This is a genomic window from Cellulomonas triticagri, from assembly GCF_003696205.1.
Taxonomy (GTDB): domain Bacteria; phylum Actinomycetota; class Actinomycetes; order Actinomycetales; family Cellulomonadaceae; genus Cellulomonas; species Cellulomonas triticagri.
Window position 1 is genome coordinate 1 of record NZ_RFFI01000067.1, and the last position, 25,077, is coordinate 25,077.

The 25,077-nt window shown below is 76.3% G+C and carries 21 protein-coding genes and 1 pseudogene; 14 read left to right on the forward strand and 8 right to left on the reverse strand.

The genetic code is table 11. The annotated features are described in order from the left end of the window. The 5 genes and pseudogenes from EBM89_RS21280 to EBM89_RS12510 all read left to right on the forward strand — a co-directional run. Positions 1 to 353, forward strand: a pseudogene (locus EBM89_RS21280) (hypothetical protein); the annotation flags it as partial. A gap of 170 nt (positions 354 to 523) precedes the next feature. Continuing rightward, a complete protein-coding gene (locus EBM89_RS22130; RefSeq protein ID WP_147463545.1) occupies positions 524 to 1,312 on the forward strand; it encodes a hypothetical protein in 789 nt (262 codons plus the stop codon). A gap of 70 nt (positions 1,313 to 1,382) precedes the next feature. Then, positions 1,383 to 2,351 (forward strand): tRNA (adenosine(37)-N6)-dimethylallyltransferase MiaA, encoded by a 969-nt coding sequence (gene miaA / locus EBM89_RS12500; protein WP_122149760.1) that lies wholly within the window; start codon positions 1,383 to 1,385, stop codon positions 2,349 to 2,351. Then, entirely contained in the window at positions 2,348 to 3,319 is a 972-nt protein-coding gene (dapF, locus tag EBM89_RS12505) for a diaminopimelate epimerase (protein ID WP_122149761.1), read from the forward strand. The genes miaA and dapF overlap by 4 nt, the downstream gene beginning before the upstream one ends. Positions 3,320 to 3,359: 40 nt before the next feature. Further along, the gene (locus EBM89_RS12510) at positions 3,360 to 3,692 is read left to right on the forward strand and encodes a thioredoxin family protein (protein WP_122149762.1); all 333 of its coding nucleotides are present in this window, start codon (positions 3,360 to 3,362) and stop codon (positions 3,690 to 3,692) included. A gap of 29 nt (positions 3,693 to 3,721) precedes the next feature. On the opposite strand, the gene EBM89_RS12515 is transcribed toward EBM89_RS12510, so the two are convergent. Continuing rightward, the gene (locus tag EBM89_RS12515; protein WP_122149763.1) at positions 3,722 to 4,330 is read right to left on the reverse strand and encodes a class I SAM-dependent methyltransferase; all 609 of its coding nucleotides are present in this window, start codon (positions 4,328 to 4,330) and stop codon (positions 3,722 to 3,724) included. A gap of 203 nt (positions 4,331 to 4,533) precedes the next feature. Here EBM89_RS12515 and hflX point away from each other — a divergent pair, with 203 nt between their 5' ends. The 3 genes from hflX to EBM89_RS12530 all read left to right on the forward strand — a co-directional run bounded on the left by hflX (position 4,534) and on the right by EBM89_RS12530 (position 9,351). After that, complete coding sequence (gene hflX, locus EBM89_RS12520) at positions 4,534 to 6,030, forward strand: GTPase HflX (protein WP_122149777.1); 1,497 nt, start codon at positions 4,534 to 4,536, stop codon at positions 6,028 to 6,030. 52 nt (positions 6,031 to 6,082) lie between these two features. Next, the gene (locus EBM89_RS12525) at positions 6,083 to 8,206 is read left to right on the forward strand and encodes an ATP-dependent DNA helicase (RefSeq protein WP_233571715.1); all 2,124 of its coding nucleotides are present in this window, start codon (positions 6,083 to 6,085) and stop codon (positions 8,204 to 8,206) included. Between the two features lie 173 nt (positions 8,207 to 8,379). Then, a complete protein-coding gene (locus EBM89_RS12530; protein ID WP_199732101.1) occupies positions 8,380 to 9,351 on the forward strand; it encodes an L-lactate dehydrogenase in 972 nt (323 codons plus the stop codon). A gap of 7 nt (positions 9,352 to 9,358) precedes the next feature. Here EBM89_RS12530 and EBM89_RS12535 read toward each other — a convergent pair whose 3' ends face one another. Beyond that, entirely contained in the window at positions 9,359 to 9,676 is a 318-nt protein-coding gene (locus EBM89_RS12535) for a hypothetical protein (RefSeq protein WP_122149765.1), read from the reverse strand. A 216-nt stretch (positions 9,677 to 9,892) separates the two neighbouring features. Beyond that, complete coding sequence (locus EBM89_RS12540) at positions 9,893 to 10,855, reverse strand: LysR family transcriptional regulator (RefSeq protein ID WP_122149766.1); 963 nt, start codon at positions 10,853 to 10,855, stop codon at positions 9,893 to 9,895. A gap of 93 nt (positions 10,856 to 10,948) precedes the next feature. On the opposite strand from EBM89_RS12540, the gene EBM89_RS12545 reads away from it, so the two are divergent. Beyond that, complete coding sequence (locus EBM89_RS12545; protein ID WP_122149767.1) at positions 10,949 to 12,082, forward strand: aminotransferase class V-fold PLP-dependent enzyme; 1,134 nt, start codon at positions 10,949 to 10,951, stop codon at positions 12,080 to 12,082. Positions 12,083 to 12,124: 42 nt separating this feature from the next. On the opposite strand, the gene lexA is transcribed toward EBM89_RS12545, so the two are convergent. Continuing rightward, complete coding sequence (lexA, locus tag EBM89_RS12550) at positions 12,125 to 12,880, reverse strand: transcriptional repressor LexA (RefSeq protein ID WP_122149768.1); 756 nt, start codon at positions 12,878 to 12,880, stop codon at positions 12,125 to 12,127. Between the two features lie 318 nt (positions 12,881 to 13,198). Between lexA and EBM89_RS12555 the strand changes: the two genes are divergently transcribed. The 3 genes from EBM89_RS12555 (at position 13,199) to EBM89_RS12565 (ending at position 16,697) form a co-directional block, all read left to right on the forward strand. After that, complete coding sequence (locus EBM89_RS12555; protein ID WP_147463546.1) at positions 13,199 to 13,708, forward strand: LysM peptidoglycan-binding domain-containing protein; 510 nt, start codon at positions 13,199 to 13,201, stop codon at positions 13,706 to 13,708. Between the two features lie 417 nt (positions 13,709 to 14,125). Then, positions 14,126 to 14,629: a transcriptional regulator NrdR gene (nrdR, locus tag EBM89_RS12560; RefSeq protein ID WP_122149770.1), complete on the forward strand. Its 504-nt coding sequence runs from the start codon at positions 14,126 to 14,128 to the stop codon at positions 14,627 to 14,629. A 37-nt stretch (positions 14,630 to 14,666) separates the two neighbouring features. After that, positions 14,667 to 16,697, forward strand: coding sequence for a S9 family peptidase (locus tag EBM89_RS12565; protein ID WP_122149771.1), 2,031 nt, complete (start codon positions 14,667 to 14,669; stop codon positions 16,695 to 16,697). Positions 16,698 to 16,761: 64 nt separating this feature from the next. Here EBM89_RS12565 and EBM89_RS12570 read toward each other — a convergent pair whose 3' ends face one another. The 4 genes from EBM89_RS12570 to EBM89_RS12585 form a co-directional block, all read right to left on the reverse strand. Further along, on the reverse strand, positions 16,762 to 18,456 hold the full coding sequence (locus EBM89_RS12570; protein WP_122149772.1) for an AMP-binding protein: 1,695 nt from the start codon (positions 18,454 to 18,456) through the stop codon (positions 16,762 to 16,764). Positions 18,457 to 18,601: 145 nt separating this feature from the next. Beyond that, complete coding sequence (locus EBM89_RS12575) at positions 18,602 to 19,651, reverse strand: aldo/keto reductase (RefSeq protein WP_233571716.1); 1,050 nt, start codon at positions 19,649 to 19,651, stop codon at positions 18,602 to 18,604. 33 nt (positions 19,652 to 19,684) lie between these two features. Continuing rightward, positions 19,685 to 20,881 carry a phosphoglycerate dehydrogenase gene (gene serA, locus EBM89_RS12580; protein WP_122149774.1) on the reverse strand — a complete coding sequence of 399 codons (1,197 nt, stop codon included), beginning with the start codon at positions 20,879 to 20,881 and terminating at the stop codon, positions 19,685 to 19,687. A gap of 69 nt (positions 20,882 to 20,950) precedes the next feature. After that, a complete protein-coding gene (locus tag EBM89_RS12585) occupies positions 20,951 to 23,188 on the reverse strand; it encodes a HelD family protein (protein WP_122149775.1) in 2,238 nt (745 codons plus the stop codon). A gap of 253 nt (positions 23,189 to 23,441) precedes the next feature. On the opposite strand from EBM89_RS12585, the gene EBM89_RS12590 reads away from it, so the two are divergent. Together EBM89_RS12590 and EBM89_RS12595 are read left to right on the forward strand one after the other, a co-directional pair. Then, the gene (locus EBM89_RS12590) at positions 23,442 to 24,371 is read left to right on the forward strand and encodes a PAC2 family protein (RefSeq protein ID WP_122149776.1); all 930 of its coding nucleotides are present in this window, start codon (positions 23,442 to 23,444) and stop codon (positions 24,369 to 24,371) included. 115 nt (positions 24,372 to 24,486) lie between these two features. Beyond that, positions 24,487 to 25,077: MFS transporter (locus EBM89_RS12595; RefSeq protein WP_233571717.1), on the forward strand; the 591-nt coding region annotated here is incomplete at its 3' end.

Below are 25,077 nucleotides of genomic sequence, written 5' to 3' on the forward strand. Positions count from 1 at the left end.
CCCGCCGCGCCGCCGCCGACCTGGACGACGCCACCGCCCGCCTGCTCGCCACCCTCGACCGGGTCGGCGACGCCGCGGCGGCCGCCGCGCTCGCCCAGCGCGCCGCCGAGTCCTACGCGGGGCTCGGCGCGCTCCCGGACGCCGCGCACGCCTTCTGGCTCGCGGGTCGGCTGCACGACGGGCTCGGCAACGTCGAGGACGCCGTCTGGCACCTGGAGTCCGCGGTGGAGGGCTTCACCGCCGCCCGGCAGCGCGGCCCCCGGGGCGAGGCCGCGAACGTCCTGGTTGACGTCCTGCGCCGCTCCGGCCAGGAGGCCCGCGCCGACGACCTGGCCCGCACCCTCACGACCTGACCCACCCCGCCCCGATCCCGCACCGAGTGGACAGTTCTCGCCTGCACCCCTGACGGTCCCCGCAGGCGAGAGCTGTCCACTCGATGCGCGCGCGTGACGAGAGCGCGCTGGTGCGCGGGGAGGCGCGGGACGAGGCGGGGCGAGGGCAGCGGACGGGATACCGTCGGGGGGTGAGTCCGGCCGTGGTGTTCCTGCCCGACACCGCGCTGCTCGTGCCCGGTGCCGCGGGTCGCGCCGACCCCGCCGCCGCGCTCCGGGACGCCGCCCTGGTCGCGCTGCGCGCTGCCGACCCCGGGCCGGGCGGACGCGTGCTCGTGCTCGCACCCGGCCACCACGCCCGGACGCTGCCGCACCCCGTCGTCACCGGGCTGGGCGCTGCGGGCCTGCTCGACCCCCAGGCGTCGGTGCTGCCCGGGGGCACCGCCGGCGCGGCCGGGACGACCCGCCCCGCCGTGGCGGACGTCGCCGCGTCGGTCGCGCTGGTGCTCCTCCGCGCCGCCGGGGTGGACGCCCCGGTCGACGTCCGGGAGATCGCCCGCACCGGCGACGGCGCGGTTCCGGTGACGGCGCCCGGGGAGGTCGCGACGGTCGTCGTGGTCGGGTCGCTGAGCGCCCGGCACGGACCCGACGCACCGCTGGCCGACGACCCCCGGGCCCCCGACGTGGATGCCGCGCTCCTGGCGGCGCTCGCCGCCAGTCCGGGTGCGCTCGCGGCGGCGCTGGACGACCTCGGCGCGTCGGCTGCTCGCGACCTCGCGGTCACCGGCTGGGCGCCGTGGCGCGCGGCGCTCGCGCTGCTCGACCGCTCGGAGGCGCGCGGCACGGACCTGCGCGTCGCCGCGTGCACCGACGCGCTGGTCGCCGGGGCGCAGCACGCCGTCGCCCTGTGGCTGCCCGTCAGGCCCACCGGGGACGGCAGCACGGCAGCACCGCCCGCTGCCGGGCCACCCACGACGTGACGCACCACCCCCACCGCACCCCGGACCGACCCCCGGCCCGACGCCCCACCCACCCCCACGAGGAGTCCCGTTGACCGTCGTCGTCGCCGTGGTCGGACCGACCGCGACCGGCAAGTCCGACCTGGGCGTCGCCCTGGCCGAGCGCCTCGGCGGCGAGGTCGTCAACGCCGACGCCCTGCAGCTGTACCGGGGCCTGGACATCGGGACCGCGAAGCTCTCCGTGCCCGAGCGCCGCGGGGTGCCGCACCACGTGCTGGACGTGCTGGACCCGGACGAGGACGCGAGCGTCGCGGCGTACCAGGAGCAGGCGCGGTCAGCGGTCGCGGACATCGCGGCGCGCGGGCGGCGCCCGGTGGTCGTGGGCGGGTCGGGGCTGTACGTGCGCGCGCTGCTCGACCACATCGAGTTCCCCGGCACGGACCCGGAGGTGCGCGCGGACCTGGAGGCACGCGTCGAGGCGGAGGGCGTCCGGGCCCTGCACGCGGAGCTCGCCCGGCTCGACCCGGTCGCGGCGGAGGGCATCGGCCCCCGCAACGCCCGGCGGGTGGTGCGGGCCCTGGAGGTGATCGCGCTGACCGGGCGCCCGTACTCCGCGAACCTGCCGGGGCACGACTACGCGGTCCCGGCCGTGCAGATCGGGCTGGACTGCGACCGGGCGGTGCTGGACGAGCGGGTGCAGGTCCGGGTGGACCGGATGTGGGCGGCCGGCCTGGTGGACGAGGTCCGCGGTCTGCTCGCCCGGGCGGGCGGGTCCGGCGTCGGCCGGACGGCCTCCCGTGCGGTGGGTTATGCCGAGGTGCTGGCCGCCCTGCGGGGCGAGATCACCCTGGAGGAGGCGCGCGAGCAGGTCGTCGCGGGGACGCGGCGGCTCGCCCGCAAGCAGATGGGCTGGTTCGGCCGGGACCCGCGGGTGCACTGGCTGGACGCCCGCGACCCGGACCTCACCGCGCGGGCGCTGGACCTGGTCGCGCGGGCCGACGCGGGGACGCTCGGGCTCGCCACGGAGGACCCGGCGCCCCGCCGTAGTCTGGGGTCATGACGACCCCCGCCCCGACCGCCCCGTCCCCGGCGACGACGTCCTCGGCGCGGGTGCTGCGCGTCACGAAGGGCCACGGCACCCAGAACGACTTCGTGCTGCTCGACGGCCGGACGGGCACCGCCCTGGACGCGGACCTGGTGCGCGCGCTCGCGGACCGGCGGGCCGGGGTCGGCGGCGACGGCGTGATCCGGCTGGTGGCGAGCGCCGACCTCCCCGAGGGCGCGGCCGTGCTGGCCGAGGACCCGGCGGCGACGTGGTTCATGGACTACCGCAACGCGGACGGCTCGATCGCGGAGATGTGCGGCAACGGGGTGCGGGTCGTCGCGGACTACGCCCGTGCGCTCGGCCTGTGGGACCCCGCGGCGGGCGAGCTCGTGCTCGGCACGCGCGCCGGGGTGCGGCGGGTCCGTGCGGCGGCGGGCCCGGTCGGCGAGGACTGGTACGCGGTCGACATGGGCGCGTGGCACCTGCCCGGCGGGCCGGAGGCGGTCGCGGCGGGCGGGGACGCGCAGGTCGAGGTCGCGGGGCTGCCGGTGCCGCGCCCGGCGCTCAGCGTGGACGTCGGCAACCCGCACACGGTGCTCGCGGTCGCGGGGGCGGGCGAGCTCGACGCCGCCGACCTCACGCGCGCACCCGAGGTGACGCCGGTCCCGCCGCACGGGACGAACGTGGAGCTCGTGGTCCCGCTCGGCGAGGAGCGCCTCGCGGACGGCACGGTCGTCGGCCGGGTGCGGATGCGGGTGCACGAGCGCGGCGTGGGGGAGACCCGGTCCTGCGGGACGGGGGCGTGCGCAGCGGCGCTCGCGGTGCGCGCGTGGGCCGGGCCGCAGGCACCGGACGTGTGGCTCGTGGACGTCCCCGGCGGCACGGTGCGGGTGGCGGCGCTGCCGGACGGGCACGTCGAGCTCGCCGGACCGGCCGTCCTCCTGGCGGACCTGGACGTCGACCTGGACGCCCTCACCCGCTGACGCCGACGCGGGAACAGCGAGACGGTCGGGCGGCGTTGGGATGCCTGTGACGAGCGCGAGCGCGGCCGTGTCGGCCGCCGACCTGGGGCGGCCGCTGGGCCGGGACGTGACGTTCCTGCAGCTGTCGTCGGGGTTCTGCGCGCCCTGCCGGGCCACCCGCCGGGTGCTGGAGCGGGTCGTCGCGACCGGAGACGGTGTCGCGCACGTCGAGGTCGACGTGGCGGACCGCGCGGACCTCGCCGAGCGGTTCGCCGTGACGCAGACCCCCACGGTGGTGGTGCTCGACGCGGCCGGCGTCCCGGTCGTGACGGTCACGGGGGTGCCGACGCTCGCGGCCGCCCGGGCCACGGCGGCGGCCGCGGCGGCGCGCTGACCCTGCGCCACACCGCGCAGGACGGGCTGTCAGCGCGCGACGACGCGCAGCACCCGGAACCCCCGGTCGGTCGCGACCCGGTCCACGGTCGCCGCGCCGTCGAGCTCGGCGGCGAGCCAGCGCAGCAGCGAGTCGGACCCGAGGTTCTTCGCGACGACGAGGTACGCCTCGCCGCCGGGCACGAGCCGGTGCAGCCACTGCCGCAGCATCGCGTGCAGCGTCTCCTTGCCGACCCGGATCGGCGGGTTCGACCAGATCGCGGCGAACCGCACGTCGTCCGGCACGTCCTCCGGGCGCACGGCGTGCACGCCGCCGAGCCCGAGGGCGGCGGCGTTCCGCCGGGTGAGGTCGAGGGCGCGCTCGTTGACGTCCACGCCCCACACCTCGGCGCCGGGGGACCGCAGCGCGAGGGTCAGGGTGATCGGCCCCCAGCCGCAGCCGAGGTCGAGCAGCGCCCCGTCGCGCGGCGGCGCGGGCACGTGCCGCAGCAGCACGTCGGTGCCGCCGTCCAGGTGGTCGGGGGAGAACACCCCGCCCGCGGTCTCGACGGCGACGTCCTGGCCCGCGAGGTGCACGGTGCGGGTGCGGCGCTCGTCGGGGGACGCGGGCTCCGCGGTGAAGTAGTGCTCCTGGCTCACGTCCGCGACCCTATCGGCCCGCGCCCGACGTCCCGGCCGCTCCGCCGGTGGCGAATTGCCTCGCGCGGGTCCCTCGGGCGCGGGACACTGGTACCCGTGCACCGGCCGGTCCGGCGGGTGCCGACCCCGATCCCCGGAGGAACCACCGCGTGAACGACGCCCACGACCCCACGACGCGCGAGCAGGACGCCCCGGAGACCGAGGTGGACGCGCAGCAGGCCGCGCGCGACGCCCAGCGGGTCGCCGACGACGTCGTCGCCCGCGTGCTCGCCCGGGCGGGCACCGCGGTCCACGACGGCGGGACCGTCCACACCACCTACGACGGCGAGCAGCTCGACCTGGAGGAGCGCACGTCGCTCCGCCGCGTCGCGGGCCTGTCGACGGAGCTGCAGGACGTCACCGAGGTCGAGTACCGGCAGCTGCGCCTGGAGCGCGTCGTGCTGGTCGGCCTGTGGGGCGCGGCGGGCACGACGCAGGCGTCCGCGGAGATCAGCCTGCGCGAGCTCGCGGCCCTCGCGGAGACCGCGGGCTCCGAGGTGCTCGACGGCCTGCTGCAGCGCCGCCAGAACCCCGACCCGGGCACGTACCTGGGCTCCGGCAAGGCGTCCGAGCTCGCGGGCGTCGTCGCCGCGACCGGCGCGGACACCGTGATCGTCGACGGCGAGCTCGCCCCGTCGCAGCGCCGTGCGCTGGAGGACGTGGTGCGGGTCAAGGTCGTCGACCGGACGGCGCTGATCCTCGACATCTTCGCCCAGCACGCCAAGTCCCGGGAGGGCAAGGCGCAGGTCGAGCTCGCGCAGCTCGAGTACCTGCTGCCGCGCCTGCGCGGCTGGGGCGAGTCGATGTCCCGGCAGGCCGGTGGCCAGGTCGGCGGCGCCGGCGCGGGCATGGGCTCGCGCGGTCCCGGTGAGACGAAGATCGAGCTCGACCGGCGGCGCATCCGCGACCGCATGGCGAAGCTCCGCCGCGAGATCGCGGCCATGGAGCCCGCCCGGCTGACCAAGCGGGCGTCGCGCCGCAAGAACGCGATCCCGTCCGTCGCCATCGCCGGGTACACGAACGCGGGCAAGTCCTCGCTGCTGAACCGGCTGACCGACGCGGGCGTCCTGGTGGAGAACGCGCTGTTCGCCACCCTGGACCCGACGGTCCGGCGCGCGCAGGCCGCGGACGGTCGGGTGTACACGCTGGCGGACACGGTCGGCTTCGTGCGGAACCTGCCCCACCAGCTCGTCGAGGCGTTCCGGTCGACGCTGGAGGAGGTCGCGGACTCCGACCTCGTGCTGCACGTCGTGGACGCCTCGCACCCGGACCCGGAGGGCCAGATCGCGGCGGTGCGGCACGTGTTCGCCGACATCCCGGGCGCGATGGACGTCCCCGAGATCATCATCCTCAACAAGGTCGACCTGGCCGAGCCGGACGTGGTGGCGCGGCTGCGCTCCCGCGAGCACGGGGCGGTCGTCGTCTCCGCGCACACCGGGGAGGGCATCGAGCAGCTGCAGGCGGTCATCGCCGACCAGCTGCCCCGTCCGGGCGTGACGGTCGACGTCGTGATCCCGTACGACCGGGGCGACCTGGTGCACCGGGTGCACGAGAGCGGCGAGATCGACCGCGAGGAGCACACCCCGGCGGGCACGGCCCTGCGCGGCCGGGTCGACGAGGGCCTGGCGACCGAGCTGCGCGCCGCCGCCGTCCACGACTGACGGGCGGGCGGCGCCGCACGGCAGGGGGTCGCGCGGCGACTACCCTGTTCCGGTGCCTTCCGATGTCGACCACCTGCTCGAGGTGGCGGTGGCCGCTCTGGGCGGCGCCCCGCGCGAGGGCCAGCGCCGGATGGCGACCGAGGTCGCCGACGCGATCGAGGGCGGCAAGCACCTGATGGTGCAGGCCGGCACCGGGACGGGGAAGTCGCTCGGGTACCTGGTGCCGTCCGTGCGGCACGCCGTCCTGCAGGACGAGCGCGTCGTGGTGTCCACCGCGACGCTGGCCCTGCAGCGCCAGGTGATGACCCGCGACCTGCCGCTGGTCGCCGACGCCCTCGCGCCCGAGCTGCCGCGCGCCCCGCGCATCGCGCTGCTCAAGGGCTGGCACAACTACGTGTGCGTGCACAAGACGTCCGGCGGCTACCCGCCGGACGAGCAGGGCATGCTGTTCGACCTCGGCGAGAAGGGCGCGGCGGACCACCCGCCGACGACCGAGGCCGCGGACGGCGAGCCGGCCGAGAAGGAGTCGCTCGGCGCCCAGGTGGTGCGGCTGCGCGAGTGGGCCCAGGCCACGGACAGCGGTGACCGGGACGACCTGGTCCCGGGCGTGGGGGACCGCGCGTGGCGGCAGGTGTCGGTGACGTCGCTGGAGTGCCTGGGCCAGAAGTGCCCGATGCTGGACGAGTGCTTCCCGGAGCGGGCGCGCGCCGCCGCGCGGTCGGCGGACGTCGTGGTGACCAACCACGCGATGCTCGGCATCGCCGCGTCCGGCTCCCCGCACGTGCTGCCCGAGCACGACGTGCTCGTGGTGGACGAGGCGCACGAGCTCGCCGACCGGGTCACCGCGCAGTCCACGTCGGAGATGTCCGTGGGCACCGTCGAGCACGCGGGTCGGATGGCCCGGCGGCACGGCGGGGTCACCACGACCGAGCTCGACGGCGCGGCGTCCGCGCTCGGCGCCGCGCTCATCCACCTGCCCGAGGGCCGGTTCACGCAGGGGCTGCCGGAGGGCACCCGGCAGGCGGTCGCGATGGTCCGGGACGCCGCGCGCGGCCTCCTGTCGGACCTGCGCCCGGAGAAGCCCGCCGCGGGGGAGTCCGCGTCCGCCGACCCCGGCCTGAAGATCGCGTCCTCCGCCGTGCTCGCCCTGTTCGAGGTCGCCGAGCGCATGGCCGCCGAGGACCAGAAGTACACCGTCCTGTGGTGCTCGCGCGGCGAGCGGGACGGCGCGACCCGCCTGTACGCGGCGCCGCTCGCGGTGAACGGCCTGATCCGCACCAACCTGCTCGCCGAGCGCGCCTCCGTGCTCACCTCGGCGACGCTGAGCCTGGGCGGGGAGTTCCGCTCCATGGCCCGCAGCATCGGCCTGGAGGCGGCCGGCGAGGCCGCGGCGGCGACGGCGTCCGCGGCGGGCTCTGCCGCGGTGGCGGCACCCGGGGGCAGCGAGGGCACGCAGCCCGCCGCGACGGGGACGCCCGCGCCCGCGGCCACCTCGCTGTCCTGGCAGGGCATCGACGTGGGCAGCCCGTTCGACTACCCGAAGCAGGGCATCCTCTACATCGCCCGCCGCCTGCCTCCGCCGGGCCGCGAGCCCGCCACCGACGCCCAGCTCGACGAGATCGAGGCGCTGATCACCGCCGCGGGCGGTCGCACCCTCGGCCTGTTCTCGTCCCGCCGCGCGGCGGTCACCGTCGCGGAGGCGATGCGCGAGCGCCTGGACGTGCCGGTGCTCGTGCAGGGCGAGGACCAGCTGCCCACCCTGGTGCGGCAGTTCGCCGAGGACGAGGCGACGTGCCTGTTCGGCACGCTCTCGCTGTGGCAGGGCGTCGACGTGCCCGGTCGCGCCAGCCAGCTCGTCATCATCGACCGCATCCCGTTCCCGCGCCCGGACGACCCGGTCAAGTCGGCCCGCGCGGAGGCGGTCGCCGCCTCCGGCGGGAACGGCTTCATGTCGGTGAGCGCGACGCACGCGGCGCTGCTGCTCGCGCAGGGAGCCGGGCGGCTCATCCGGTCCGTCGAGGACCGGGGCGTGGTCGCGGTGCTCGACCCCCGGCTGTCCACCGCCCGGTACGGCGAGTTCCTGGCCCGGTCGCTGCCGCCGTTCTGGCGCACCACCGACCGGGAGGTCGCCCTGGGCGCCCTGCGTCGCCTCGCGGCGGCCCCCGCGCCGGCCTGACCAGCCCGCGGGAACCGCGTGGTGGTCGCGCCCGGCTGTGCCGTGCGCGCGGGACCGCTAGCCTCGTGACCAGCGCGCCGACCGGGCGCTCCAGCCCTGACCACCCCAGCACCACCACCGGGAGGACCGCCGTGAGCGAGCACACGAACGACGTCGAGGGCGACGAGCTCGGGCTGCCGGGCACCGCCGCGCTGCCGCGCCGCACCACCAAGCTCGCCGTCGTCGGCGCGGGTGCCGTCGGCTCGACCATGGCCTACGCGGCGCTCATGCGCGGGGCGGCCCGCAGCGTCGTGCTCTACGACATCAACAAGGCCAAGGTCGAGGCCGAGGCGCTGGACCTCGGGCACGGCATCCAGTTCATGCCGATGGCGGAGGTCATCGGCTCCGACGACATCGCGGCGTGCGCGGACGCCGACGTCGTCATGGTCACCGCGGGCGCCAAGCAGAAGCCCGGGCAGACCCGCATCGACCTCGCCGAGGCCACCATCTCGCTGGTCAAGAAGATCCTGCCCTCGCTGGTCGAGGTCGCCCCGAACGCCGTCTACGTGATGGTCACCAACCCGGTCGACATCGTCACCTACGCCTCGCTCAAGGTCTCCGGCCTGCCCCCGACCCAGCTGTTCGGCTCGGGCACGGTCCTGGACTCCTCGCGTCTGCGGTACCTCATCGCCCAGTACACCGGCGTCGCCGTGCAGAACGTCCACGCGTACATCGCGGGCGAGCACGGCGACACCGAGCTGCCCCTGTGGTCCTCGGCGACCATCGGCGGCGTCCCGCTCCTGGACTGGAACGCCATGGAGGGCCACGTCCCGCTCACCCACGAGGTGCGCGAGTCGATCGCCCGCGAGGTCGTGGACTCCGCCTACCGGATCATCGCCGGCAAGGGCGCGACCAACTACGCGGTGGCGCTCGCGGGCTCCCGGATCATCGAGGCCATCGTCAAGGACGAGCGCCGGGTGCTGCCCGTCTCCTCGCTGCTCGACGGGTACCACGGCATCAGCGACGTCTGCCTGTCCGTGCCGTCCGTCGTCGGCCGTGCGGGCGTCGGCGAGCGGCTGCAGGTGCCGCTCTCGACGGACGAGCTCGCGGGTCTGCGCCGCTCGGCCGAGTCGCTGCGGGCGGTCGCCCGCCGGTTCGGGCTGTAGGGCGCCGTCACCCGCCGGTGAACACCATGATCGCCAGCGGGGCACCTGCCGCGTCGCACGCGTCGGCGAGGTCGACCTGAGCCTGGTCCCAGGCAGGGGAGCCCAGGCCGGACGACTCCACGAACGCCCCGGCGGGGGCGGCGGGCGCGGCGTCCTGGAGCGCCGCGATCGCCGCCTGTACGGCGTTGTCGGGGCTGTCGACGCTGTCGTCGCCGGGCAGGCGGTCGAGGACGCGGGTCGCCAGCTCGTGCCAGCCGTCCCGCTCCTGCGCCGCCATCCGCCCCTCGGCGGTGGCGAGGCCGGCGTTCTCGACGATGGTGAGCACGTCGCCGAACGCGGTGCAGGTGGCGGCGTCGTCCGCGGCGGTGGAGGCGGGGCTCTCCGTGGGCGCCGCAGCGGCACCGGCGGTGCCCCCCGGGGCTGCACGCCCCGAGGGTCGCCGAGCCCAGCACCACCACCGCGAGCACGGCCCGTCGCGTCGTTCGCACGGTGCGGACGACAGCGACCGCGGGCCGGCGACCGGGGCGGTTCGCGGCGCGGATCAGCCCGGCAGGACGTGGGCGTGGCGGATGCTCGCCGCCGCCGTCCGCAGCGCGTCGAGGGCCGCCGCGACCGCCGGGACGCGCGCCGTGCCGGGGTCGACGACCGCCTCCACGAGGCGGCGTGCCCCGGGGACGCCCGGGTGCAGGGTCACCCCTGCGCGGGGCAGCGCCGCGAGGGCCAGGCCCGGCAGCGTCGCGACGCCCAGGCCCGCTCGGACCAGGCCGAGCACCGCGAGGTAGTCGTCGGTCGCGTAGTCGACGCCCGGGGCGAACCCGGCGCGCGCGCACGTCGCCACCAGCTGGGCACGGCACTGCGGGCACCCCGCGATCCACGGGCGGTCCGCGAGCGTCGCGAGGTCGACCGGGCTGCCGTCGGGGAGACCGTCGGAGGCGGGGAGCACCACGACGACGTCGTCCCGCAGCAGGGGGACGCGCAGCCGGCGGGGCGCGTCGCCGGCGGGGGAGGGATCCGCTCCGGGCCCCGGCGCGGCGTCCCGGAACGTGACGGCCACGTCGACCCGACCCGCGTCGAGCTCGGTGAGCGCCTCGGGCGGTTCGGCCTCCGCGAACGTCGAGGTCAGCCCGGGGTGGGCCGCCCGCAGCGCGGCCAGGGCGCCCGGCAGCAGCGTCGCGGCGGCGGACGGGAACGCCGCCACCCGCACCCGACCGGCCCGCAGGCTCGCGACCGCCGCGACCTCCTCCAGCGTGGCGTCCAGCGCCGCCTGGACGGCCGCCGCGTTGCGGGCGAGCACCTGCCCGGCCTCCGTCAGCCGGACGCCGCGCCCCGCGCGCACGACGACCGGTGTGCCGACCATCCGCTCCACCACCCGCAGCTGCTGGCTGGCGGCGGGCTGGGTTAGCCCGAGCGCGCGGGCGGCGGCGGTGACGCTGCCGGTGTCGTGCACGGCCCGCACGAGCCGCAGGGCGGCGGCGTCCAACCGGCGGGCCGGGGTGCTGTCCATCCGGACAGCGTAGGCGTACACATCAGCCCGATGCATGGATCAACTCGGAACTGACGGTTGTCCGCATGGGCGCCGGGCGGCAGGCTCGACGGCATGCTCCCGCTCGCCGACGTCCGCGCCGCCTTCGACCCCGCGCCGGGGAACCTCGACGCCGCGACGGCGGGCGTCGCTCCGCGCCGCACCACGCAGGCGCTGCGGGCGGACCTCGACCGCTGGGAGGCCGGCCGCATGGACGTCGGCCGCTACGAGACGGCTGTCGCCTCGGCCCGGGCCGACTTCGGTCGCCTGGTGGGCGTGCCGGCCGATCGCGTCGCGGTCGGTTCCCAGGTCTCGGTCATGGCGTCCGTGGTCGCGGCGTCCCTGCCCGACGGCGCCGAGGTGCTCTGCGTCGAGGGCGACTTCACCTCGATGGTGTTCCCGTTCCTCGCCCAGGGGTCGCGGCTGCGCGTCCGGCACGTCCCCGCCTCGGATCTCGCCGAGGCTGTGCGCCCCGGCACCGACCTGGTCGCCTACTCGCTGGTCCAGTCCGCGACCGGCGCGGTGCTCGCCGACGACGCCGTCGTGGCGGCAGCCCGCGCCGCCGGTGCCCGCACGCTGTGCGACCTCACCCAGGCCGCCGGGTGGCTGCCCGTCGACGCGAGCCGCTACGACCTCACCGTCACCGCCGCCTACAAGTGGCTGTGCGCGCCCCGCGGCACCGGCTTCCTCACACTGCGCGACGACGCGCTCCGCAGGCCTGACGGCGACGGCTGGCTGCGTCCCGTGCAGGCGGGCTGGTACGCGGGGGAGGACCCCTGGGCGTCCTGCTACGGCCCCGCGATGCACCTCGCGGGCGATGCCCGCCGGTTCGACGTGTCCCCGGCGTGGCAGGCGTGGCTGGGTGCCGCCGAGTCGGTCGCGGTCCTCGCCGCCGGTGACCCCGAGGCGGTGCGCGCGCACGCCGTCGGGCTCGCGGACGCCTTCCGGGCGGGGGTCGGTCTCGGGCCCGGCGGCAGCGCGGTGGTCACCCTGCCCGACCCGGCGGGGGAGCGGCGCGCCGCGTTGGTGGCCGCCGGGTGCCGGGTCGCCGGACGGGCGGGGCGGGTGCGGCTCGCCTTCCACCTCTGGAACGACCCGGACGACGTCGCCCGGGCGCTCGACGCGCTCGTGGCCTCCGGCGTGGACGTGCTGCACGAGCGGGACCTCGCGGCCGGGCCGCGCCCGGAGCGGGTACCGGTCAGGGGCTGACCGCCCGCACGCGCCGGACCCGCGGGACCCCGGCGGGCGGGGTCAGAGGCTGCGGAGCACCGAGACCACGCGCCCGAGGATCTGGGCGTGGTCGCCGTCGATGGGGGAGTACGCGGCGTTCTGCGGCATCAGCCACACGTGCCCGTCGGTGCGCTTGAGGGTCTTCACCGTGGCCTCGCCGTCGAGCATGGCGGCGACGATCTCGCCGTTCTCCGCGACGGGCTGGCGGCGGACGACCACCCAGTCCCCGTCGCAGATCGCGGCCTCGACCATCGAGTCCCCGACGACCTTGAGCAGGAACAGCTCGCCCGCGCCCACGAGCTGCCGGGGCAGCGGGAAGACGTCCTCCACCAGCTGCTCGGCGAGGATCGGGCCACCGGCGGCGATCCGGCCGACGACGGGGACGTACGCGGCCTCGGGCGCGCCGTCGCGGGCGCCGCTGTCCTCGTCGCCGAGCGCGGCGGGCAGCCGCAGCGTCGGGCCGCCGGGCAGCCCGGCCACGCCGCGCGAGTCGTCGGGCTGCACGACCTCGATGGCGCGCGGGCGGTTCGGGTCGCGGCGCAGGTAGCCCTTGCGCTCGAGCGCGGTGAGCTGGTGCTTGACGCTGGACGGGCTGGTCAGGCCGACGGCGTCGCCGATCTCGCGCATGCTCGGGGGGTAGCCGCGGCTCTCGACGGACGCGCGCACGGTCTCCAGCACGAGGCGCTGGCGCGGCGTGAGGCCGTCGCCGTCGAGCTCCGCGACGGGTGCCGCCCCGCCGTCGGTCGTGCCGGGGTCTCCCGGTGCCTCGCTCGCCATGTCCGCTCCCGTCTCCCGGCACCCTGCGGCGCCTGCCCGCCGGTGCCCGTCCGCGGCACCGGTCCGTCGCGCGGTGCGCACCGCGACCCGCGTCCTCGCTGGTCCGAGGCCCGCAGACCGCCGGTACGACGGTCGTGTCAGTGCCTCGTGGTGCGCTCTACCCGACGTCCCGAGCGTAGGGCGCGCGAGCAGGTGGATCAAACACCTGTTCGACCGTGTCTCGACATCGCCCGCTCGGTGTGGTTCAGTTTCGTACAGACGTTCGAACGAACAGGTGTTCGAGTGGGTCCGGCAGGGCCCGGAGGGGAAGTGGTGGGGATGAGCGCCATCGCCGTGCAGCCGCGGATCAGCGTCACCAGGCCGCGTGCCACCGTCGGGCAGCGGCCGGGTGCCGCCGTGTCGTCGCGCGTCGCAGGCCGGGGGTCGCACCCCGGGGTCGCCGTCGTGACGCGGCCGCTGGCCGTCGCCGACCGTCCCGTGGTCACCCGCCCTGCCGTCACCCGCTCGGCCGCCCCGCAGGCGGGCACGTCCCGTCCGGCGCCGCTGCGGCTCACCCGGCGCGGCAGGGCCGTCGTGGTCCTGCTCGGTCTGCTGCTCGCCGTCGCCGGCGTCATGGGTGGGCGCGCGGTGGCCGACGGTCCGGAGCGCGCGCTGGAGGTCGTGAGCCACCCCGTCGCCTCCGGCGAGACGCTGTGGCAGATCGCCTCCGACATCGCCGCGCCGGGGGAGGACGTCCGCGACGTCGTCCTGGCGCTGCAGGACCTCAACGGGATGTCCAGCGCCTCGCTCCAGGCGGGCGAGGTCATCCTCCTGCCCGCCGGCGACTGAGGGCCTGGTCAGGACCCGCGACCCCATCGGGTGGATTACGAAAGTCGGTGCTTGCGTAATTGCCGCGCACGCCTCTACTGTGGTGCCACCTCGAACGGCTGGCTGGGGGGCTCGCCACGAGGGACGCGTCGTCGTCGGGCCTCCGGGCACGGGACGAAGAGCGTGCAGCAACCGTCCGAGCGAGGCGAGTCGCGCGGACGAGACGGGACGGGGGCGTCCCCAACGAAGGTGGCCGTGCGACGCACGGCCACCTTCGTCGTCTGCCCGGGCTCCGCCTACGGTTCGCCCTTCGGCAGCCTGCCGGTGGGCGCGTGTTGCACCGGCCGCCCCGCGCGCCCTACCGTGTCCCGGTCGTCCGGGCGGGCGCGGTGGTGTCGCCCCCGCCGTCCGGTCGTCCTGCACCCGGAGGAGGCGCTCATGCACTGCCCGTTCTGCCGTCACGCCGACTCCCGCGTCGTGGACTCGCGCACCTCCGACGACGGCCTGTCGATCCGTCGTCGTCGCCAATGCCCGCAGTGCAACCGGCGCTTTACGACCATCGAGACCGCGAGCCTGTCCGTGGTGAAGCGCTCGGGTGCGACGGAGCCGTTCAGCAGGGAGAAGATCGTCAACGGCGTGCGCAAGGCGTGCCAGGGCCGCCCGGTGAGCGACGACGACCTCGCCGTGCTCGCGCAGCGCGTCGAGGAGAACCTGCGGGCGAGCGGCAGCGCCGAGCTCGACGCGTACGAGATCGGCCTGGCCATCCTGGGCCCGCTGCGGGACCTGGACGAGGTCGCGTACCTGCGGTTCGCGAGCGTCTACCAGGCGTTCAGCAGCCTGGAGGACTTCGAGGCGGCGATCACGGTGCTGCGGGCGGAGAACGAGGCCGCGCGGGCCGCTGCCGAGGCGGGCGACGCGACGGGGCAGCCCGCCGACGCCTGAGCCCCCGGGCGTGCGGGGGCGTACTACCGTCGGGGGCGTGATCCCTTCCGACCTGTCGCTCCTGCACGCCCCCGGGACCCCGGCGCTCTCGCTGGACGGCGCGTTCGCCGTCGTGTCGCGCACGGCCCCCGACCTCGACTCCGACGAGTACACCGGCCACCTGTGGCGGGTCGCCACCGACGGGTCCGCACCGCCGGTGCGGCTGACCCGCGGGCACCGGGACACCGATCCGCAGGTGTCGCCGGACGGCACCCGGGTGGCGTTCCTGCGTGCCGAGCCGCAGGGCCGCCCGCAGCTGTTCGTGGTCGAGACGACCGGTGGCGAGCCGGTGCGCCTGACCGACGCCCCGCTGGGTGCCGGCCCGGCGCGCTGGTCGCCGGACGGCACCGCGCTGGCCTTCCTGGCCCGGGTGCCCGAGGAGGGTCGCTACGTCGCCGGCGGCGACAGCGCCGCGGAGCGGCCCCGGCACATCACCGAGCTGCCGTACCGGCACGACGGCGTCGGCTTCACCCGCGACAAGCGGCGCCAGCTGTTCGTCGTGGAGGTCCCGGCGGACCTCACGTCGCGGGACGCCGTCCCGACGGGGGAGGACGCCGCGCCGACGGTCCGCCAGGTCACCGACGCGCCGACGGACGTCGAGCAGCTCGCCTGGTTCCCCGGCGGGCGCTACGTCGCCGCCGTCGCCGCGCGGCACGCCGCCAAGGACGCCGACCTGCGCGGCGACGCCGTGCTCGTGGACACCGCCCCGGGCTCGGACGGCGCGCTGGTGCCGCTGACGGACGCCGACGCGGGCAGCACGCTCGCGGTCGCCGCGGTGCTCCCCGCCACGGACGGCTCCGCCCTGTGGCTGCTGGCGCAGGACATGGGTCCTTCGGGCCGCGACTTCGTCGCCGCGCAGACCGGCCTGTTCCGGCTGCCGCTCACCGACGGCGCGACCCCGGCTGCGACGGGTGCGCCGGAGCGGCTCACCGACGTCGAGGCGGTCGACCTGGACCCCGGCACGTTCGCGGTCACCGCGGACGGCGTCCTCGTGGGGGTGCTGCACCGCGGGACCGTGCTGCTGCGCGAGGTCCGTGCCGACGCCAGCACCCGCGACCTGCTCGCGGGCGACGTGGTCGCGCACGGCGTGGCCGCGGTCCCGGGCGTCCCGGTCGCGGTGGTCACCGCCGCGGGCCCGCAGACGTCGGGCGACGTGCACGCCGTGGACCTCGCCACCGGCGGCGCGCGGGTGCTGACGGACTGGTCCGCGCCGCTGCGCGCGACCGGGCGGGTGCGGACGCCGCGCGAGGTCACGACGACCGCGCCGGACGGCTACCCGGTGCACGGCTGGCTCGTCACCCCGGACCCGGAGCGGTTCGCCGGTCCGCACCCGACGATCCTGATGATCCACGGCGGCCCCTACGCGCAGTACACGGTCGGCCTGTTCGACGAGGTGCAGACCCTCGCGGAGCAGGGCTACGCGGTGGTGTACGGCAATCCGCGCGGCGCGGCGGGCTACGGCTCGGCGCACGGCTCGGCGATCCGGCACGGCTTCGGCACGGTCGACACCGACGACGTCCTCGCGCTGCTGGACGCCGCGCTGACCGACCCGGCGCTGGACGCCGAGCGGGTCGGCGTCATGGGCGGGTCGTACGGCGGCTACCTCACCGCCTGGCTGACGACGCGCACCGACCGGTTCCGCGCGGCGATCGTGGAGCGCGGGTTCCTGGACCCGGTCAGCTTCGTCGGCTCCAGCGACATCGGCTGGTTCTTCGGCCTGGAGTACCTGGGTGACGGGGACGACGACGCCGCGCGCGCCGCGGTGGCCGCGCAGTCGCCGATGGCGCACGTGCACCGGGTGACCACCCCGACGCTCGTGATCCACTCCGAGCAGGACTGGCGGTGCCCGGTCGAGCAGGGCCAGCGCTGGTTCGTGGAGCTGAAGCGCCGCGGCGTGCCCGCCGAGCTGCTGCTGTTCCCGGGCGAGGGCCACGAGCTGACGCGCTCGGGTCGCCCGCAGCACCGCCTGGTGCGCTTCGAGCACGTGCTCGAGTGGTGGCAGCGCGCGCTGCCGGTCACCCCGGCCTGACCGACGACGAGGCCCCCGCACCGGTGCACGGTGCGGGGGCCTCGTCGTGCACGCCTGCGCGTCGTCAGGCGGCGCCGCCGGCCAGCAGGTCGTCCCGGACGACGCGGCGCAGCACCTTCCCGATCTGGGAGCGCGGCAGCTCGGTGAGGATCACGAGCTCGCGCGGGACGGCGTAGCGGGCCAGGCGGGCGTCGCACCACTCGCGCAGCGCGGCCATGTCGACGTGGGCGCCGAGCTCGGTGACGATGGCGGCGACCACCTTCTCGCCGAGGTCCCCGCCGGGCAGGCCGACGACCGCGACGTCGCGGACGCCGGGCATCCCGCGGAGCTTGTCCTCGACCTGCGACGGGTACACCTTGAACCCGCCGGTGACGATCATCTCCTTGATGCGGTCCACGAGGACGACGAAGCCGTTCTCGTCGACGCGCACGACGTCGCCGGTGCGCAGCCAGCCGCCGTCGAGCAGCTGGTCGGCGGTCTCCTCGGGCCGGTTCCAGTAGCCGGAGAACACCTGGGGTCCGCGGATCAGCAGCTCGCCCTGCTCGCCGGGCGCGACCTCGCGGGTGGGGTCCTCCTGGTCCACGACGCGGATGTCGGTGCTCGGGAACGGCAGGCCGAGGGCACCGGGGCGGCGGGCGGGGGACAGCGGGCTGCCGAGCGCCACGGGGGAGGTCTCGGTCATGCCGTAGCCCTCGACGACGAGTCCGCCGGTGAGCCGCTCCCAGCGCGCGGCGGTCTGCGGGGCCAGCGACATGGCACCGGAGATCGCGTACCGGAAGGACGTCAGGTCGGCGCCGGCCTTCTCGGCCGCGCCCGCGAGCCGGTCGAGCATCGGCGGCACGGCGGGCAGGAAGGTACCGGGGCGGCGCTTCTGCGCGGCGAGCACGGCGTCGGGGTCGAACTTGGGGAACGCCACCAGGGTGGCCGCGACGCGGGTCGCGTAGGTGAGGCAGAGGGTGAGGCCGAACGCGTGGAAGAACGGCAGCACCCCGTAGATCGTCTCGGTGCCCTGCTCGGCCTGGGTCCACGCCTGGCCCTGCACGGCGTTCGCGACCAGGTTGCGGTGCGTGAGCACGGCGGCCTTGGGCGTCCCGGTGGTGCCGCCGGTGTACTGCAGCAGCGCGATGTCGGTGCCGGCGGGGCGGGGGTGCTCGGCCGGCAGCGGGGTGGCCGCGGCGACCAGGCGGTGCCAGACGGGGGTGCCCGCGGGCAGCGGCGACCGCAGGGCGGTGCGGGTGCGACGGGCGGCGGGCAGCGGGAGGCGCAGCGCGAGCCGCTTGACGGCGGGCAGGTCGGCGGAGACGTCGACGGCGACGACGGTGCGGACGGCGGTGGTGGCCTGCGCCGCGAGGGCGGCGGCGACGGCCTTCTCCCAGACGAGCGCGACGGTGGCGCCGGAGTCGGCGAGCTGGTGCTCGAGCTCGGCGGCCGTGTAGGTCGGGTTGTGCTCCACGACGACCGCGCCCAGCCGCAGCGCGGCGTAGAACGCGACCATGTGCGACGTGCAGTTCGGCAGCGCGATGGCGACCCGATCGCCGGGGCCCACGCCGAGGTCGCGCAGCACGGTGGCGCCGCGGGCGACGGCGTCCGCGAGGTCCGCGTAGGTGGTCGGGGCGCCCAGGAAGTCGACGGCGACGCGATCGGGCCAGGCCGCGGCGGCGCGGTCGAGGGCGGCGGTCAGCGGCTCGTCGGGCACGTCGACCTCGGCCGGGACGGCCGGTCCGTACGTGGCGTGCCAGGGGCGCGTGAAGTCGGTCACGGGCACACCGTAACCTACGGAGCCGTAAGTTACGTGTGCGTAGCCTCAGGCAACTGCGTAGGTGCTGTGCAGGCCGGGATGAGAGCGCCCTGACCTGCGACGACGCCACCGCTGCCCCGGTGCCGCGCCGCAGGTGATCCGGGATTCACAGGTCCGACGACCGCGACGCCCACAGGTTGATACCGGCGTCGCCCGCGTGCGCGTCGATCGCCGCGAGCTCCGCGTCGGTCAGCGCGGGACCGTGCACGGCGGCCAGGTTCTCGGCCAACTGCTCGGGCGTGCGCGCGCCCAGGGCCACCGACGTCACCCGCGGGTCGCGCAGCACCCACGCGATCGCGAGCTGCGCCAGCGTCTGCCCGCGCCCCGACGCGACCGCGTCGAGCGCGCGGATCCGGTCCAGGTTCTCCTCGCTCAGGTACTCGGCGCGCAGCGGTCCGCCGCGCGCCGCCCGCGAGTCCGCGGGGACCCCGCCGAGGTACTTCCGGGTGAGCATGCCCTGGGCGAGCGGGGAGAACGCCACGACACCGAGGCCGGCGTCCCCGGCCACGTCCAGCAGGCTGCTGCCGCCCGCGTCGGCGTCGGGCTCCTCGACCCAGCGGTTGAGCATCGAGTACGACGGCTGGTGCAGCGCGAGCGGCAGCCCCATGCCCTCGGCGACGGCCAGCGCCTCCCGGGTGCGGCGCGCCGAGTACGAGGAGATGCCCGCGTACCGGGCGCGGCCCGACTCGACGGCGGTGCGCAGCGCGCCGATCGTCTCCTCCAGCGGCGTGCTCGGTTCGAACCGGTGGCTGTAGAACACGTCCACGTGGTCGGTGCCGAGGCGGCGCAGCGACTGGTCCAGCGACGCGAGCAGGTACTTCCGGGAGCCGAACTCGCCGTACGGTCCCGGCCACTGCCGGTACCCCGCCTTGGTCGCGATCAGCAGCTCGTCCCGGTAGGGGCGCAGGTCGGTCGCGAGCAGCCGGCCGACGCTCTCCTCCGCGGCGCCCGGCGGCGGGCCGTAGTTGTTCGCCAGGTCCAGGTGCAGCACACCCGCGTCGACGGCCGCCAGCACGAGCGCGCGCTGGTCGGCGTACGGCGTCGCGTCGCCGAAGTTCTGCCACAGCCCCAGCGTCACCACCGGCAGGTCCAGTCCGGTGCGCCCGGCGCGGCGCAGGGGGAGTCGGTCGTGGCGGGCGTCGTCGGCGAGGTGCACGACCCCGACCCTAGCCACCGGTGCGGGGTCGGGTCAGTCGACCACGCGGAGCCGGATGGTCTCCGGGCGGGCGCGCAGCGCCTCGACCACACCGCTCTCGACCGCGACCGCGTCGGTCACCACGTAGCCGACGTCGCCGCGGGTGCCGAGCAGCTGGCCCTCGATGTTGGCGCCGTGCTCCGCGAGCGTCGCGTTGACCGCCGCCAGCACGCCGGGCACGTTGCGGTGCAGGTAGGCGAGCCGGTGCACGCCCTCGCGGCGCTCCAGGGTGAGGTTCGGCAGGTTGACGCTGAGCATCGTGGTGCCGGTGCCGAGGTAGTCGCGCAGCTTGTTCGACACGAACTGCCCGATGGCCTCCTGCGCCTCCTCGGTGGACCCGCCGGTGTGCGGGGTGAGGATGACGTTCGGCAGGCCGCGCAGCTCGGACTCGAACGGGTCGCCCTTGCGCTTCGGCTCGACGGGGAACACGTCGACCGCCGCACCCGCGACGTGCCCGGCGAGCACCGCGTCGCGCAGGGCCGCGTAGTCCACGACGAACCCGCGGGACAGGTTGAGGAAGATCGCGCCCTCGCGCATCCGGGCGAACTGCTTCGCGCCGAACAGCCCGGCGTTGCCGCTGCGGCCGTCGACGTGCAGCGTCACGATGTCCGCGACGTCCAGCAGCTCGTCCAGCGTCTCCGCGCGGCGCGCGTTGCCGAGCGCGAGCTTCTCGGCGGTGTCGTAGAACACGACCGACATGCCGAGGTTCTCGGCCAGCACCGACAGCTGCGTGCCGATGTTGCCGTACCCGACGATGCCGAGCGTGCGGCCGCGCACCTCGTGGGCGCCGTCGGCGGACTTGTTCCAGACGCCGTCGTGCATCGACCGGTCGAGCACGGTGAGCCGGCGGGTCAGCGCGATGATGTCGGCCAGCGCGATCTCCACCACCGAGCGGGTGTTGGAGAACGGGGCGTTGAACACCGCGACGCCGCGGGACGCCGCCGCGTGCAGGTCGATCTGGTTGGTGCCGATGCAGTACGCGCCCACGGCCAGCAGGTCCGTCGCCGCGTCGAGCACGGCCTCCGTCACCTGGGTCTTGGAGCGGATGCCGAGCAGGTGCACGCCCTGCAGGGCCTCCGCCAGCTCGGCCTCGTCGAGCGCGCCGGAGCGCGTCACGACCTCGTAGCCGGCCGCCTCCATGATGGAGCGGGCCTGAGGATGCAGGTTCTCGAGGAGCAGGGCGCGCAGCACGCCCCTATGGTGCGCCTCGGCCGCGGTGTGTCCAAGCCGGTCCCGTCCCTCGGACAACCGCGACGGTCCTCAGGCGGCGTCCCACCCCGCCGGCAGCGGCTGCGTGTGGACGACGCGCAGCGCCTGGGTGGGCCGGGTCATCGCGACGTAGAGGTCGCCCGCGCCGCCCTTGAGGACGTCGGCGGGCTCGACCAGCACGACGGCGTCGAACTCCAGGCCCTTGCTCTGCGTGGGCGTCATGACCGTCAGCGGGGCGTCCAGGTCGGGAGCGCCGGTGCGGGTGAGCCCGGCGCCGGGCAGCGCCGCGGCGAGCGCGGGCACCTGCTCCGGGGTCGCGATGACCGCGACCCGTCCCGCGCCGCTCGTGTCCCGCACGGCGGCCAGCGCGGTCTCGGCGTGCGCGACCGTCGCGGCGACCAGCCCGGCGGCGTCGACCTGCTCGGTGACGAGGGCGTCCTCGACGTCGCGAGCCGAGGTGGTCGGCGTGAGCGGCAGCCCGGCCGCGCGCCCGACGCGCTCGGCGGTGCGGGCCACCGAGGCGGGCGTGCGGTAGTTCACCGTGAGCTCCGCGAGGCGCCAGCCTCCCGCGAGGATCCGGTCGAACGTCGTCGCCCAGTCCCGGGTGCCCGCGGCCGTGGAGGTCTGCGCGACGTCGCCGACCACCGTCAGCGACCGGGTCGGGACGCGGCGCAGCACCATCCGCCAGGCCATGGGGGAGAGCTCCTGCGCCTCGTCCACCACGACGTGCCCGTAGGTCCAGGTCCGGTCGGCGGCGGCGCGCTCCGCGGTGGTCAGCGCAGGCCCCGTGGACGCGAACCGGTCCGCCAGCAGCTCGGCCGACACCAGCCCGGCGCCGGAGTGCTCGAGCACCTGGCGCGCGTAGTCGAGCTCCTGGGCGCGCTGGGCGGCGTCGTGCCGGGCCTGGGCGCGCGAGGCCTGGTCGTCCTCGCCCAGCAGCTCCGCCGCCTCGTCCAGCAGGGGGACGTCGGCCTCGGTCCACGGGGCGTCGGCGTCGCGCAGCAGGGCCGCGCGCTCGTGCGCGGACAGCTCCGGGGCGGCCGCGTCGAGCCGCGCGGGCTTCGACAGCAGGCCCGAGATCAGCCCCTGCGGGGTCAGCGGCATCCACGCGAGGTTCAGCGCGACCCGGATCTCCCGGGTGGTGCGCAGCTCCTCGACGATCTCGCCGCGCTCGTCGGGCGCGACGGACCAGGCGAGCTGGCTCACGTACTGCTCCGCGAGCCGGCCGAGCATGTCGCGGACGAACGTCACCCGCGCCTGGTTGTGCGGGCGGTGGCCGCGGCGCGCGTGGTTGATCGCCGAGCGGACGTCGTTCGGGCGGATCACGATGGTCCGGCCGTCGATCGACACCGTGGTGGCCCGCTCCGGGACGCGCTGGCGCTGCCGGACGGCGCGCTCCACGATCTTCCGCCACACCGGGCGGCCCTTGATCGCCGCGACGGCGTCCGGCTCGGAGCCCGTCGCGACGACGCCGGGGTAGAGCTCGCCGACCGTGGTCGACACCACGCCCGTCTCGCCGAGCGAGGGGAGCACCTGGTCGATGTACCGGAGGAACGTCCGGCTCGGTCCGAGCAGCAGCACGCCCGAGCGCTCCAGCACCCGGCGGTGCGCGTACAGCAGGTACGCCGCGCGGTGCAGCGCGACGGCCGTCTTGCCGGTACCCGGTCCGCCCTGCACGACCAGCGCGCCCGCGAGGTCGGCGCGGATGATCGCGTCCTGCTCCGCCTGGATCGTCGCGACGATGTCGCCCATGCGGCCGGTGCGGCGGGCAGCCAGCGCGGCCAGCAGCGCGCCCTCGCCGGACAGGGCGCCCAGGCGCTCGGCGGCCTCGGCGTCGGCGAGCACGTCCAGGTCGAGCACCTCGTCCTCGACGCCCGTCACCCGGCGGCCGCGGGTCACGAGGTGCCGGCGCGCGACGACGCCGTCCGGGTTCGCGGACGTCGCCCGGTAGAACGACTGCGCGGCGGGCGCACGCCAGTCCGTGAGGATCGACGCGTGCTCCTCGTCGTTGAGCCCGATGCGGCCGATGTACCGGCGGCCGCCGTCCTCCGCGAGGTCGAGCCGACCGAACGCGAGCCGGTCCTCGACTGCCTCCAGGCGGGCCAGCCGGTCCTCGTACAGCGTCGCGAACGCGTCGCGCTCCGAGCGGTTCTGCGGCGACCCCGACGGTCCGACCCGGCGCACCTCCGCCAGGCGGTCCCGCGTCCCGGCCCGCAGCTCGTCGAGCCGCGCGTACAACCGGTCCACGACCTGCTGCTCGGCGGCCAGCTGCGCCTCGATCCCGGTCACCCGTGCTCCCCGTCGCGTCGTCCCACGGCGCCCCCGCGCCCGTGCCCCGCACGCCCGGACGATGCTCCGTCCGGCGCGGGCGGCCGTCCATTATCCGCCATCCGGCGGGGCTCTCGCGCGTGCCGTCCGGACGGCCTCCGGGGCGGTCCTCGCGCGGGTGCGCCGGTCCGGGAACACGGAGGGGGCCCGCGGTGTTCCTCCTGCTAGTGCGGGCGCCAGCGGGCGTCCGCGGTACACCCGACCAGGAGGACGCATGCTGGACCCGAGCGAGATCTACGTCGTGGACCCGGCGGTCGCCGCCGAGGTCGACGCGCGGACCGCGGGCGGCAACGGCCCCGTGCTGGTGCACGCCGTGCGGGGCTTCGTCGACGCGGGCGGCGCCGGCCGCCTGTCCGCCGAGCACCTGACCGAGCAGCTGCCCACCGAGCGCCTCGCGACGTTCGACGTCGACCAGCTGCTCGACTACCGGTCGCGCCGCCCCACCGTGACGTTCGAATCCGACCACTGGGGCGAGTACGACGAGCCCGAGCTCGCCGTCGACCTGGTGCGCGACACCGCGGGGGTGCCGTTCCTCCTGCTGCACGGCGTCGAGCCCGACGTCCAGTGGGAGCGGTTCGCCGCCGCCGTCCGCCAGATCGTCGAGCGGTTCGACGTGCCCCTCACCGTCGGCCTGCACGGCATCCCCATGGGCATCCCGCACACCCGGCCGCTGTCCGTGACCGCGCACGCCAACCGCTCCGACCTCGTCGCCGACTACACGTCGTGGTTCGGCACCGTGCAGGTCCCCGCGGACGCCGGGTCCCTGCTGGAGATCCGGCTCGGCCAGTCCGGGCACGACGCCATGGGCTTCGCGGTGCACGTCCCGCACTACCTGGCGCAGTCGCCGTTCCCGCAGGCCAGCATCACCGGCCTGGAGCACGTGCAGCGCGCCGCGGGCCTCGAGCTGGACCTCGGTGCCCTGCAGGCCGCAGCCGAGGAGACCCTCGTCGAGATCGAGCGCCAGGTCGAGGAGTCCCCGGAGGTCGGGACCGTCGTGCACGCGCTCGAGCAGCAGTACGACGCGTTCAGCCGGAACATCGGCCGCCCGAGCCTGCTCGCCGAGACCGCCGAGATCCCCACCGCCGACGAGCTCGGCGCGGAGTTCGAGCGGTTCCTCGCGGAACAGCGCGGCGACGGGTCCTGACGACCCCGGTCCCCTCGCACCGACCCCGGGCGCGTCCCTCTGCGGAGGGGCGCGCCCGTCGTCGTCCGCGGACGCCCGCGCCCGGCACCGCCGCGCCAGGGCAGAATGACCCCACGTGACCTCCGACCGCCGTGCCCTCCTCGTCTGGGGCGTCGGCGTCGGCGCCTACGTCGTCGCGATCATGAACCGGTCGTCGTTCGGCGTCGCCACCCTCGAGGTGTCCGAGCGGTTCGGCGTCTCCTCGGCGGCGCTCGCGTCCGTGGCGGTCGCGCAGCTCGTCGTCTACGCGCTGCTCCAGGTCCCCGTGGGCGTCCTGCTCGACCGGTACGGCCCGCGCCTGCTCGTCGCCACCGGCGCCGCCGTGATGGCGGTCGGCCAGGCGGTCCTGGCGCTCGCGCCGAGCGCGGGGTGGGTGCTCGCGGGCCGGGTGCTCGTCGGCGCGGGGGACGCCCTGACGTTCGTGTCGGTGGTCCGGCTCGTGCCCGCGTGGTTCGCCGCGCGCCGGGTCCCGCTGATGACCCAGCTCACCGGCAGCATCGGGCAGGTCGGCCAGGTGCTGTCCGCCGTGCCCGTGGTCGCCCTGCTGCACGTCGCGGGCTGGCGGACGACCTTCCTCTCGGTCGCCGCGGTCGGTGTCGTCGCGACCGTCGCCGTCCTCGCCGCCGTGCGGGACGCCCCCGGCGCGGTCCCGGCGGCGCCGGCCGGC

Excerpts from the sequence above, each read along its gene's own strand:
- dapF (WP_122149761.1), top strand. The coding sequence starts at position 2,348 with ATGACGACCCCCGCCCCGACCGCCCCGTCCCCGGCGACGACGTCCTCG.
- EBM89_RS12510 (WP_122149762.1), top strand. The coding sequence starts at position 3,360 with ATGCCTGTGACGAGCGCGAGCGCGGCCGTGTCGGCCGCCGACCTGGGG.
- EBM89_RS12540 (WP_122149766.1), bottom strand. The coding sequence starts at position 10,855 with ATGGACAGCACCCCGGCCCGCCGGTTGGACGCCGCCGCCCTGCGGCTC.
- EBM89_RS12545 (WP_122149767.1), top strand. The coding sequence starts at position 10,949 with ATGCTCCCGCTCGCCGACGTCCGCGCCGCCTTCGACCCCGCGCCGGGG.
- lexA (WP_122149768.1), bottom strand. The coding sequence starts at position 12,880 with ATGGCGAGCGAGGCACCGGGAGACCCCGGCACGACCGACGGCGGGGCG.
- EBM89_RS12555 (WP_147463546.1), top strand. The coding sequence starts at position 13,199 with ATGAGCGCCATCGCCGTGCAGCCGCGGATCAGCGTCACCAGGCCGCGT.
- nrdR (WP_122149770.1), top strand. The coding sequence starts at position 14,126 with ATGCACTGCCCGTTCTGCCGTCACGCCGACTCCCGCGTCGTGGACTCG.
- EBM89_RS12590 (WP_122149776.1), top strand. The coding sequence starts at position 23,442 with ATGCTGGACCCGAGCGAGATCTACGTCGTGGACCCGGCGGTCGCCGCC.